The organism is Fructilactobacillus sp. X1R3C1 (assembly GCF_059901545.1).
On sequence record NZ_JBWXUT010000005.1, the window covers coordinates 59,431 to 72,017 of the forward strand.

Here is a 12,587-nt window from a genome sequence, read left to right on the forward strand (position 1 = left end):
ATTATTAACGGAATTTATTTTTTAACCCATGCTCATAAAAGTTTCCTACTGTTTCATCCCGAAAAGTTTACATCATTAAGCATCATCTTACTCATTAGTGGTGTCATTCTAATTGTGGTAGCAATTTTAGGAATTATTTCAATATTCTTCAATAACACTGTTTTTACTCTGCTAGTCTTATGTGCGGGGTGTTTGTGTGCTGTGATTCCAGAACTATTCATCATTCAATACATGGATAAATAGCCTTTATATCTGACTTTTCAATTAAAAAATACTAGAATTAAGTTAAATAAAACATCGAGGTGGTTTTTATGCTACAAGAATACAATAATATTTTAGTTCCCGTTGATGGTTCATACGAATCCGAGTTGGCTTTTAAAAAGGCCGTTGCCGTTGCCAAACGTAATGATGCTCATTTACACATTGTCCACGTTGTAGACACACGAGCATTTCAAAATATCTCTAGTTTTGATACATCAGTAGTTGAAGAAGTAACTCAAAACGCTAAAAAAACACTCGAACAGTACGCCAGAGATGCTAAGGATGATGGCGTTAACAAAGTCGATTATTCAATCGAATATGGCGCACCGAAAACAATCATCTCAAAGGAAATTCCCGACAAACTCGATATTGATTTAATCATGATCGGTGCAACCGGGTTAAATGGTGTTGAACGGTTACTAATTGGTTCAGTAACTGAATATGTCACTAGGATGGCGGTCTGTGATGTATTAGTTGTAAGAACAAATCTAAATAATCAAAAAGTTGATCCTAAAAAAGGAAAACAAAAAGTTTCTAAGTAAAACAAAAAATCATTCGATGATTATTTCGAATGATTTTTTGTTTTGGCAATTTTTAATAATTTATCAATCCGCCCGCTATCTCTTACTCCTTTCAAAAGATTGATTTTAATTTGGGTGCTTTCTGCCTTTTCAAACAGTTTTTCTCGTTTATAACTCAAATATTTCAAATTATAAAATGATTTCAAACAATAGAAGGAATACTTGCGTTTTAGGTAAGATATCATAACATTGGATTCAGAAATCACTAGTTGATTATCGTTAGCTACAAATGCGAAAGTGACAATGGCAAGTCCTAACTTAATGACAACATATCGATCAATTGTATTCATTTCTCTTCGATGTAGCAATTGCCCCATCCTCACCAAAGCATCATCCAAATACTTACGAGCCAATTTTTGACATCCCAATCTCCGATATGAGATTGCAATGCCCAAATAACTCCATGCAGTACAAATAAAATTTGTTTTGACGGAACACGAGTCAATCATAGTATGAAAGCATAGGATTACTTCATCTAAAGAAAAACCACAAAATAGTTCCGCAAAACCACGTTCACAATAATATCTTCCTTTGATTTCTCTTGAATCAATATTCTCAACTTTAATTGTTTCAATAATCGTATTAGCTTTCTTGAAATGATAGTGAAGTAGAATGCATTCAACTTTCTTCAGTATTTTTTTAGCATAGCAATACTTTTCATCAGAACAAACTTCGTCTAAGTTCAATCCCAATCGGGACACAATTTCTGGAATAATCACCCATTGATTAAAACACCCATCATTTTCAAGCGCACTGATGGTTGACTGAGTACATAGTCCTTTGGCAAGCTCCGACTGCGTCATATGAATATCAATTCGGCGTTTTTTAATTCTCGCTCCAATCTTTTTCAATAGCGCTTTTGAGGGCATTATGACTTCCAATTGCACGTCATCTCCCTTGACGATTCAAAATTTCATCGTGTCTAAAACAATTAACGTTATGATCATTAATGATCCCCGAAGCTTGTAAAAACGAATAGAGTGTTGTGGGTCCAACTCTTTTAAAATGATACATTTGAAAAACCTGATTAAATTTTTTAATCATTGGTTTCATTTCCGAAATATCGATTTGATCATCAATAATTAAATGATCAACGGGGGTATAATTCACCTGCTGCCATAATTGGTCAAAAAAATGAATCCCCTTTCCCTCTAACTCAAAAACAATCTTGGCATTGGTTAAAATGGCATCAAGTTTCGATCGATTTCTAATTCCACGTTTGTCACTCATTGCAGTGTCTTTGATGGTTTCTGCGTGAGTAGACAAATAGTTAAAATCAAAATTATGATAAATGCTATCCAGTCCATCTAACTTCTTCAAAATTAAATTCCACTGAAGTCCTGCTTGCATTATTTCTAGTGACAGTTCTCTAAATAATGCTTTTTCGTCATAATCTGGAACACCCCACACCGTATCATGGTAATTCATTAATCGTGGACTCTTAGTTGCCCAGTTACATCTTTCCATTATTATCACCTCTTATAAGTATATACGAAGAACAATCTTCAAATAAAAAAAGATTATGACTATGTCATAATCTTTTTTTATTATTTATCCTTATATACTTTTTTCTGATCGCCCTTTTGAAGCGGCTTAAAGTCATGCAAAATTTTAGATTGACGGTCAAATTCAGCATAAGCTAGTTCAATCAATTTATCGATTAATTCGGTATAACTAATTCCAGAAGCTTCCCAAAGTTGCGGATACAAAGAAATATTGGTAAAGCCCGGTAATGTGTTAACTTCACTCAAATACGGCTTAAAATCCTTTGAAACAAGAAAATCAATTCGTGCCATTCCCTTTAATCCAAGGGCCTTATAAGCGTCTAATGCCATGTTCGTGATTTGATCATCGACACCATCTGGCAATTCAACTGGAATGGTAAATTGGACCTGACTGGCATCCACGAACTTGTTGTCATAGGTATAGAATTTGTCATCTGCTGGAACTTTAATTGCCCCTAGTTTTGATGCCATGGGATTTTCATTTCCTAAAATAGAAATTTCGACTTCTTCTGGTCCCTCAATTGCTTCCTCAATCAAAATTTTGTTGTCATAACGAAAAGCATCTTCTAGTCCGCTATCCAATTCCTCTTGATTATGCACCTGATGAATACCGATGGAAGAACCTTGATTGGCTGGTTTGATAAACATTAATGAACCGAGCTTTTTAGATAATTTAGCATAATTCCAATCTTTACGATTATCTGGAGTCAATAAGACGTATTTGGTATTGTTAATGCCTGCTTCATCTAGGATTTTCTTAGTAATATCCTTATCATAAGACATTGCAGAAGCTAAGATTCCACTTCCAACGTAGGGCTTATTCATTAGACGTAATAGCCCTTGAATGGTTCCATCTTCCCCTAAGTTTCCGTGAATAATGGGAAAGAAAACGTCAATATCTTTAGCGCTATCGAAATTAATAATGGGAGCTAGCGGATTATTCATGTCGAGATTTAAAATCTCATCTTTTTCCACATCCGTTTCATCTTCACCATCAAATACACGATGTGAAGCATCATCGCTCAAGACGATTCCATCCTTAGTAATTAGGAATAAGCTGACTTCATACTTATCCTTGTCCATCGCATCATAAATATTATGCGCGGATCTTTTTGAGACGTCGTGTTCTGATGAATTACCACCAAATAATAACGCGACGTGCTTCTTATTTTTAGTCATATTCGCACCTCTGTCGTTTATAATAGAACCTTAATTATAACACAAAAATTAACCGGTAAATAATCCCAAATAAAAAAGCATGAATGAACATGCTTTCATGCTTTATGAGAAATTCTTATCTGTACTAAACATTGAACTCTTGTTATGGTATTGCATTGACATTATCAACCCAATTCCTATCATGTTACCAATTAAGGCAGAACCTCCCTGGCTCACAAATGGGAGCGGAATTCCAGTCATTGGCAGCAACCCAATGCTCATTCCAATGTTTTCAAAAACATGGAATAAAATCATCATAATAACTCCACTAGAAATATAGGCATAGAAAACATTTTTAGTCTCAAAAGTAACCTTGATCATTTCATAAATCAATAAGAAATAAAGAAGAATCAATAATACCCCACCAATGAATCCAAAGTTCTCTCCCATCACGGAAAAGATCATATCAGACTCACGAACAGGAACGTAAACTTTTGAAACATTGAATCCCGTTCCAGTAAGACCTCCTGATCCAACTGCTTTCATACTTTGCCATAGTTGAAATCCTTGGTTACTCGTATCTGACTCAGGATGCAACCAAGTATCAATTCGAGCGAATTGATAAGACTTAAAGCCAAAATGACCAAGTAACATTCGGCCCTCTTTAGTAATGGCAAGTGTCAGTGCAATGGCACCAAGACCACCTGTAACACCAAAGATTGGCGCCAGTATTTTCCACGTAACACCGGATACAATCATCATCCCCGCCAGGATGGCAATGAACACAATGGTAGTTCCAAAGTCATTTTGCAACTTTAGTAAAATCACAATTGGAATCGTCCATAGAATCATTTTACCAAGTAACGCCCAATCACTTCGAGTTTCATGAATTGGATGTTCATTATTGTGAGAAGCAATGACTTTAGCCAACATCAAAATATATGCAGGTTTCATGATTTCAGATGGTTGAAATGTCAGTGGCCCTAACTGAAACCAACTTTTAGCACCAGTTTGTGCCGCATAGGAACGACTATACAAGAACAAAACAGCAACTAAAAGAAAGATCCCAAACCAATACGCATAAGGTGCTAATTTCCATAACTGTTCGGAATCAAATTGCATAATCACAACGATGGCAATTGCACCAATTGCGTACCACACTAATTGCGAAACAACCGCCCTTACGACACTTGTTTGACTTGTATCATGACTGGCAGCTACAAAGATCGACCCTATGCCCACCAAAGCAAGCATCAGTACACAAAAAATGATTCCCCAATCGATTCGATTCTCGTCTGTACTTTCCGACCTATTAAACACGATTAGAACTCCTTTTTTTCATAAATCATACTTATCTTTGGTGCAAATTATACTCTCTTATTACCTCAGCAACAGCATCTTCTTCGCTGTTTTCATGGAAAGTTTTGTCACCAACCACACAAATTGACTTCCCGTTCTTTTCTTCAATGGTGCCCACGGTATGACCGCCAATTTGCACCAATTTCAACGCGTTTTCTTCTGGATCATCAATAATATTAACACCGATTCGTTTTTCTTTTCGAGCCACGCTTAAAAACCTCCTAGAATAAAAAATAGTTGATAAAATCAACTATTTTAGCTTCATTGAGCGACGATAATCTTCCTCAGCTTTTTTATTTCTTCCCAATGAAAACTTCTTGGGAACTGGATCGTATCCACCCTTAACCAGTGGATTACACCTCAAAATTCGTGTAAACCCCATCAGTGTCCCTTTCAATGCTCCAAAGCGATTGATCGCTTCGAGCGTATAATGCGAACAGGTTGGTGAGTACCGACAACTAGGCGGAAACAATGGTGAAATAAAACGCTGGTAAAACTTAATTAAAGATATAAATATTCGTTTCAATTTTTTCTCTCAATTATTTTCTACTGAAAAATCCACGACTCTTTTTATTGCTACTCATATGCTCAAGCATTTCACCAGCACCTTTTGCAACGTTATCTAAAGGATCTTCAGAAATATAAACCGGAACCGTTAACGCATTTGAAATTACAGTATCAATGTCTTTAAGAAGTGCACCACCACCGGTTAACATTACTCCTCGATCAATAATATCAGCTGAAATTTCTGGTGGAATTGTCTCTAAGACTGCCTTTGCACCTGACACAATGGAGTTAATTGAACCACTAATAGCTCTCGCAACTTCCTGACTAGTAATGGTTACCGATTTAGGCATCCCACTAACTGAGTCACGACCTCTAACCTCCATCTCTTTAACATCTTGGGTGGAAACGTCTGCCGTTCCAATCTGCATTTTAATTCGTTCAGCGGTGTGTTCACCGATAATAAGGTTATGTTCTTGTTTCAAGAAGTTAACGATATCAACGTTCATCACATCTCCAGCAATTTTAAGTGATTTACTGGCTACGATATCACCGAGTGAAAGAACCGCAATGTCTGAGGTTCCACCACCCATATCGATTACCATGCTACCATGAGGCTGGTAGATATCCATACCAGCACCTACGGCAGCTACTTTAGGCTCTTCTTCAATGAAAACTTCGCCACCAGCTGCGCGTTCCGCTGCTTGGATAATTGCTTTTCGTTCAATGTTAGTGATGTTTGTAGGAGCACAGATCATCGTCTGTGGTTTAGAAACAACGCCCTTAACGCTTAATTTACTGATAAAATACGAAAGCATTTCTTGAGTAATATCAAAATCAGAAATAACTCCGTCTTTTAAAGGTCTAATGGCTTTAATGTTTCCAGGAGTTCTACCTACCATTTGGTAAGCTTCAGAACCGACCGCCAATACCTTATTTGTTTTAGTATCAACGGCAACTACAGATGGTTCATTAAGAACAATACCCTTCCCCGTAACGTATATAAGAACGTTAGCAGTTCCTAAGTCAATCCCAATATCTTGTGCCATAAAAATACTTCCTTCCGTAACATCGTTTAACTAAATTATAGCATATCCAGAATAGCAAAAGAGAATTATCACATACGAAATTATCTAAATTTTTCTAACGATCAAGTTAGTCATTAGCAATTGCGTCGCTTTCTTTAATTGGGATTCGCTCAACTTCTGCGCCAAGTTTTTGCAGTTTCTTGTGAAATTCGTAGTAGCCACGATCAAGATACTTCAGATTAGTAACTTCCGTATAACCATCAGCAACTAGACCAGCTAAAATCAAGGCAGCTGCGGCTCTAAGATCAGTCGCAGCAACTTTAGCACCCTCAAAATGGGTTGGTCCATACATGGTGACTGTTTCGCCATTAATGTCGAACTTAGCACCCATTCTGCGTAATTCTTCCATGTGCATAAACCGATTTTCAAAAACAGTTTCCGTTAGCTTGCTGACACCATCGGCCCTTAACTGCAATACTGTCATTTGAGGCTGCATGTCAGTAGGAAAGCCTGGATATGGGGCAGTCTTAACGTTAACTGGTTTTAATTTTGCGGGTCCAATGACACGAACACCATCGCGTTCTTGTTCAACTTTAACCCCCATCTGTTTCATTTTGGAAATTAATGGTAAGTTATGTTCGGTAATCCCGTTTTCAATTAAAAGATTTCCTTCAGTAAGCGCTGCGGCAACCATAAAAGTCCCAGCTTCAATTCGATCTTGAACCACTTCATGACTAGCACCATGAACACTTGGTACTCCGGTAATTGTAATCGTATCAGTGCCTGCTCCAGAAACTTTTGCTCCCATTTTGTTCAATACTTTTTGTAAGTCAACAATCTCAGGTTCACGGGCAACGTTTTGAATCTTGGTAGTTCCCTTTGCAAGGGTAGCGGCCATCATTACATTTTGAGTAGCACCAACACTTGGAAAATCGAAATAAATATCGGTTCCAGTAAGTCCGTTAGGAGCAGATGCTTCTACGTAACCATCATGTTGTTCAATGTGAGCACCTAAGGCTTCAAAGCCACGCAAATGTAAGTCAATGGGACGACTTCCAATTGCACATCCTCCTGGTAAAGCAACTTTTGCTTGACCTAAACGAGCTAAAAGTGGACCCATCACAACAATTGAGGCTCTCATTTTTGAAACATATTCGTACGGAGCTTCTGGTGAAATTTTTCCAGAAGCATCCACTGTAATTTTATTCTTACTTTTATCAAAATCAACTTGAATACCCAAATGTTTTAAAACTTCATTCATAGTAAACACATCGGACAACATGGGACAGTTGGTTAAAACAGTCTCGCCATCACTTGCAAGAATAGTAGCAGCTAGAATCGGTAAAACGGCATTTTTTGCACCCTCAATGTGAACTCGACCATTAAGTTTGTTTCCGCCATGCACAACAATTTTTTCCATGGTACTCTCTCCTATTACGTATTATTTAAATAGTACTGTTAAATTTTTTAAGTTATCAATGAATGACATAAAGAACGAACTGCATATAAAACCAATTACGATCGAAAGGAGGACAATCAAGACCTTCCCCTGTCGTTCTTGAATTGGTAAAAACCGTTCAAAGTGAATTCCTTGTATAGACCAAAAAGCTAATGCAATAAAGAATAGCTGACTAATTATTGTTATTAAAGATTCAACTCCAAATGGATTCATTACGCGATACTCCTAATATTCATTCTTACTATATACTATCATAAAATCATTCAATTGTCGTAAATCGGAGGTCCATGTAAAAAATTGTAACAAAAAAGAGGAACTAAAAAATTCCTCTTTTTTAATTAATGTTGTGCAACATTAATTCTATTAACAGCTCTTTGTAAAGCAACTTGTGCACGTTTCAATGCATCCGTATCGTTCTTAGATTGAGCATCTTTAATCTTCTGTTCTGCACGCTCTCGGGCATGAGTAGCTCTCGATACATCAATGTCACCTTTACGTTCAGCACTATCAGCAACGATGGTTAAAGTATTATTGGAAAATTCGGCAAATCCACCATTGACCGCAACGGTATCCATGTCATTTCCGTTAAACTTAAACCTCGTTTCACCAATTTTTAAAGAAGCAATCACTGGAACATGGTTAGCTAAAATTCCAAGGTCACCCATCATTGTTTCAATGATAGCCATGGTGACTTGATCATTGGAATAAACCTCGCCATCAGGAGTAACGATACTAACGGTTAATACTGACGATTTATTATCAGCCAATTAGATCAGCCTCCTATTTGCTTTGACTTGCTTTTTGTTCTTTCAGTTTGTTGTAGTTTGCAACGACATCATCAATTCCACCACAGTTTCTGAAACAGTCTTCAGGAATATCATCGTACTTACCTTCAAGAATTCCCTTGAAGCCGGCGATAGTATCCTTAACGGATACATACTTACCTGGAAGACCCGTAAACTGTTCGGCAACGGTGAAACTTTGTGATAAGAAGAATTGAATACGACGAGCACGACCAACAATCGTCTTTTCTTCGTCGGATAATTCATCCATTCCTAGAATTGAAATGATATCTTGTAATTCACGATATCGCTGAAGAACGTGTTGAACTTGACTTGCAACGTCAAAGTGTTCTTGTCCAACGATTTCTGGAGAAAGGGCAGATGATGTTGATGCCAATGGATCAACGGCAGGATAAATACCTTGTTGCGTTAATGAACGCTCAAGGTTAGTGGTAGCATCCAAATGGGCAAACGTTGTTGCAGGAGCAGGATCGGTATAATCATCGGCTGGAACGTAAACAGCTTGAATTGAAGTGATCGCACCCTTTTTAGTTGATGTGATTCGTTCTTGAAGTTGTCCCATTTCAGTAGCTAGAGTAGGCTGATAACCTACGGCTGATGGAATACGTCCTAACAGAGCTGAAACTTCCGTACCAGCTTGGGTAAATCTAAAGATGTTATCAATGAATAAAAGAACATCATCACCTTCAGCATCTCTAAAGTACTCAGCAAGTGTAAGACCCGTCAATGCCACACGCATACGAGCACCAGGTGGCTCATTCATCTGACCATACACCATGGCAGTATGCTTTAACACACCCGATCCTTTCATTTCAAAGTACATATCATTACCTTCACGGGTTCTTTCACCAACACCAGTGAAAACGGAAATACCGTTATGACCCTGAGCAATGTTATGAATTAATTCTTGAATCAAAACGGTCTTACCAACACCGGCACCACCGAATAATCCAACTTTACCTCCACGAATATATGGAGCTAATAAATCAATAACTTTAATTCCAGTTTCAAGAACTTCAGTCGATGGGTTTAACTCATCGTACTTAGGTGGTTGTCTGTGAATGGCCCATCTCGTTTGATCAGGACCAAATTCTGGTCCACCATCAATTGGCTGACCTAAAACATTAAATACTCGACCTAGAGTATCATTACCTACTGGTACTTCAATTGGAGCACCAGTATTTTCAACATCCATCCCACGACGTAAACCATCGGTTCCGTCCATAGCGATGGTACGTACCACTCCGTCACCTAACTCAAGAGCAACTTCAACAACTAATTGCTTGTTGTCACCCTTTTTAACGTTCAAAGCAGTATTAATTTCTGGTAAATCACCGTCTAGGGGAAATTTAACATCAACAACTGGCCCGATAACTTGTTGTACTTTACCAGTAGTATTCATTATGCTTTAATTCCTCCCATCTATTAATGGTTCAATGCTTCTTGACCACCAGTAATTTCTGTAATTTCAGTAGTGATAGCTGCCTGTCGTGCCCGGTTATACTTGAGTTCAAGTGATGAAATCAAATCATCGGCATTATCAGTGGCTGATTTCATTGCGGTTGAACTGGAAGCATGTTCAGCTGTCTTGGCATCCAAGATTGCTCCATACATTAAACTTTCAGCATATTGAGGAATTACAACACCAAGCACAGCCTTAGCGGATGGCTCAATATCATAATCTTCAATCAAGTTTTTAACTTTGACATCAGATCCAGCTTGACCACTATTCTTATCATCCATAGATGATTGAATTGACTCTTTATCCATGGGAAGAAGCTTTTCAGCCCTAAAATCAGAGGAAATTCGGTTAACGAAGTGATTATAACAAATGTACAAATCAGTATAAATTCCATCATTATACATGGAGGTAATGGTCTTAACGATCCCTTGAACTTCGGTATAAGTAGGAACATCTGAAACGGTGCGATTTTCGTATGCAACGTTTGCTCCACGCTTCTTATAGAAGTCTGCACCATTACCACCAATTGCTAAAATCATATAATCATCAGTATTTGGAGTGTGCTTTTCAATAAACTCATTGGCACCTCTGATTACATTACTATTGTAGCTTCCAACCATTCCACGATCAGATGAAATTACAATATAGGCGGTCTTTTTCTTAGCATTTTTTGAATCTTGACTTGAAGGTTTATTATCCTCTAACAAATCGGACTGAGCCAGATGAGCGATTACAGACTTAACCTTAGATACATACTGATTATAGTTCTCTGTATGTGCCTGAATTCTGTTCAACTTAACCGTTGAAACCATCTGCATCGCCTCGGTAATCTGACGTGTACTCTTGGTCGATGCGATTCTGTGCTTTACATCATTCATCGATTCAGCCATTAGTTGTTATCCTCCCTTCAAGTTAATTACTATTAACTATACTGTCACCTTTAGCTGAAGGCTTAAAGGTGCTTGCAAATTCTTGGATTGCACTGTTTAGCTTCTTTTCATCTGGAAGATCACCAGTTTTCTTAATGCTTTCAAGTAGGTCAGGATAATTTGTATCAAAGAATTTGAAGATCTCATCCTGAAATCTTAAAACATCATCAACGGCAATTTTATCTAGGTAGCCATGAGTTAAGCAATACAAGATCAAAACTTGTTTTTCAACTGGTAGTGGCGAATGAAGTGGTTGCTTTAAGACTTCCACCGTTCTAGATCCACGATCCAGCTTAGCTTTAGTAGCTTCATCAAGATCAGAACCGAATTGAGCAAACGATTCAAGTTCATGATATGAAGCAAGATCCAAACGTAATGTACCAGCAACCTTTTTCATTGCCTTAATTTGGGCATCTCCACCAACACGAGAAACTGAAGTACCAGCATCAACGGCTGGACGGTCTCCAGAATAGAACATGTCAGAGTTTAAAAAGATCTGACCATCAGTAATTGAAATTACGTTGGTTGGAATATAAGCGGAAACATCCCCTGCTTGCGTCTCAACAATTGGAAGAGCGGTCATCGAACCGCCACCCATCTTGTCACTCAACTTAGCAGCACGTTCAAGTAAACGTGAGTGGGTGTAGAAAATATCACCAGGATAAGCTTCACGGCCAGGTGGACGTCTCAAAATTAAGGAAAGTTCACGATAAGCATTAGCTTGTTTCGTTAAGTCATCGAAAACAATCAAAACATCTTTACCCTTGTCCATGAAATACTCACCCATGGTTGCACCAGCATATGGTGCAATGTAAAGCAAGGGAGCAGGTTCAGATGGACCAGCTGACATGACGATTGTGTAATCCATCGCACCGTACTTTTGGAGGGTGTTTACTTGTTGTCTAACAGTTGAATCTTTTTGTCCAATTGAAACGTAGATACAAATCATATCTTGATCTTTTTGGTTCAAGATTGTATCAATCGCAATTGAAGTCTTACCAGTCTTTCGATCACCAATGATCAACTCACGTTGGCCTCTACCAATTGGAACCAAGGCATCAATTGACTTGATCCCAGTTTGTAGTGGTTGTTTAACACTTTGACGTTGCATGATTCCAGGTGCTTTTTTCTCAATTGGAGCAGTTTGATCGGTCTTGATCTCACCTTTACCATCAATTGGTTGGCCTAATGAGTTCACAACTCGTCCAACCATATTGTCTCCAACAGGAACTTCCATGATTCTTCCGGTTCTTTTAACACTGTCACCTTCACGAATACCTGTAAAGTCACCTAAAACAACGATACCAACTTCGTTGCTTTCGAGGTTTTGCACCATTCCATAAACACCATTTTGGAACTCCAGTAATTCACCGGATAAAGCATTATCTAGACCATATGCACGAGCAACACCGTCACCAACATAGGTAACGACACCAGTCTCGTCGACGTTAAGTTCGTCTTTGTAGCCATCTAATTGTTTTTTAATTAGGGCACTAATTTCTTCAGCCTTAATGCTCATAAAAGTTTCACCTCTTCAA

Annotated in this window: 14 protein-coding genes; 1 reads left to right on the forward strand and 13 read right to left on the reverse strand. The window is 38.0% G+C overall.

What is annotated here, in order from left to right; translation table 11 throughout:
- Positions 1-311 precede the first annotated feature (311 nt).
- On the forward strand, positions 312-803 hold the full coding sequence (locus tag AC6UD8_RS06005; protein WP_500699812.1) for a universal stress protein: 492 nt from the start codon (positions 312-314) through the stop codon (positions 801-803).
- Positions 804-823: 20 nt separating this feature from the next.
- Here the strand turns inward: AC6UD8_RS06005 and AC6UD8_RS06010 are convergent, their stop codons facing one another.
- From AC6UD8_RS06010 to atpA, 13 genes are all read right to left on the reverse strand, one after another.
- The gene (locus AC6UD8_RS06010) at positions 824-1,693 is read right to left on the reverse strand and encodes a helix-turn-helix domain-containing protein (protein ID WP_500696065.1); all 870 of its coding nucleotides are present in this window, start codon (positions 1,691-1,693) and stop codon (positions 824-826) included.
- A gap of 37 nt (positions 1,694-1,730) precedes the next feature.
- Positions 1,731-2,309 (reverse strand): DNA-3-methyladenine glycosylase I, encoded by a 579-nt coding sequence (locus AC6UD8_RS06015; RefSeq protein WP_500696064.1) that lies wholly within the window; start codon positions 2,307-2,309, stop codon positions 1,731-1,733.
- An 80-nt stretch (positions 2,310-2,389) separates the two neighbouring features.
- Positions 2,390-3,526: a D-alanine--D-alanine ligase family protein gene (locus tag AC6UD8_RS06020; protein ID WP_500699810.1), complete on the reverse strand. Its 1,137-nt coding sequence runs from the start codon at positions 3,524-3,526 to the stop codon at positions 2,390-2,392.
- Positions 3,527-3,628: 102 nt separating this feature from the next.
- Complete coding sequence (locus AC6UD8_RS06025; RefSeq protein WP_500699809.1) at positions 3,629-4,825, reverse strand: FtsW/RodA/SpoVE family cell cycle protein; 1,197 nt, start codon at positions 4,823-4,825, stop codon at positions 3,629-3,631.
- A 31-nt stretch (positions 4,826-4,856) separates the two neighbouring features.
- Entirely contained in the window at positions 4,857-5,072 is a 216-nt protein-coding gene (locus tag AC6UD8_RS06030) for a DUF2969 family protein (RefSeq protein WP_500696062.1), read from the reverse strand.
- 42 nt (positions 5,073-5,114) lie between these two features.
- Positions 5,115-5,390: a membrane protein insertion efficiency factor YidD gene (yidD, locus tag AC6UD8_RS06035; protein WP_500699808.1), complete on the reverse strand. Its 276-nt coding sequence runs from the start codon at positions 5,388-5,390 to the stop codon at positions 5,115-5,117.
- A gap of 13 nt (positions 5,391-5,403) precedes the next feature.
- Positions 5,404-6,417 carry a rod shape-determining protein gene (locus AC6UD8_RS06040; RefSeq protein WP_500694359.1) on the reverse strand — a complete coding sequence of 338 codons (1,014 nt, stop codon included), beginning with the start codon at positions 6,415-6,417 and terminating at the stop codon, positions 5,404-5,406.
- 106 nt (positions 6,418-6,523) lie between these two features.
- A complete protein-coding gene (gene murA / locus AC6UD8_RS06045) occupies positions 6,524-7,816 on the reverse strand; it encodes a UDP-N-acetylglucosamine 1-carboxyvinyltransferase (protein WP_500694358.1) in 1,293 nt (430 codons plus the stop codon).
- 21 nt (positions 7,817-7,837) lie between these two features.
- Positions 7,838-8,068, reverse strand: a complete 231-nt coding sequence (locus AC6UD8_RS06050; RefSeq protein WP_500694357.1) for a DUF1146 family protein — start codon at positions 8,066-8,068, stop codon at positions 7,838-7,840.
- A 125-nt stretch (positions 8,069-8,193) separates the two neighbouring features.
- A complete protein-coding gene (locus AC6UD8_RS06055) occupies positions 8,194-8,622 on the reverse strand; it encodes a F0F1 ATP synthase subunit epsilon (RefSeq protein ID WP_500694356.1) in 429 nt (142 codons plus the stop codon).
- Between the two features lie 13 nt (positions 8,623-8,635).
- Positions 8,636-10,060 (reverse strand): F0F1 ATP synthase subunit beta, encoded by a 1,425-nt coding sequence (atpD, locus tag AC6UD8_RS06060; protein WP_500694355.1) that lies wholly within the window; start codon positions 10,058-10,060, stop codon positions 8,636-8,638.
- A gap of 23 nt (positions 10,061-10,083) precedes the next feature.
- A complete protein-coding gene (locus AC6UD8_RS06065) occupies positions 10,084-11,010 on the reverse strand; it encodes a F0F1 ATP synthase subunit gamma (RefSeq protein WP_500694354.1) in 927 nt (308 codons plus the stop codon).
- Positions 11,011-11,032: 22 nt separating this feature from the next.
- Entirely contained in the window at positions 11,033-12,568 is a 1,536-nt protein-coding gene (atpA, locus tag AC6UD8_RS06070; RefSeq protein WP_500694353.1) for a F0F1 ATP synthase subunit alpha, read from the reverse strand.
- Positions 12,569-12,587 lie beyond the last annotated feature (19 nt).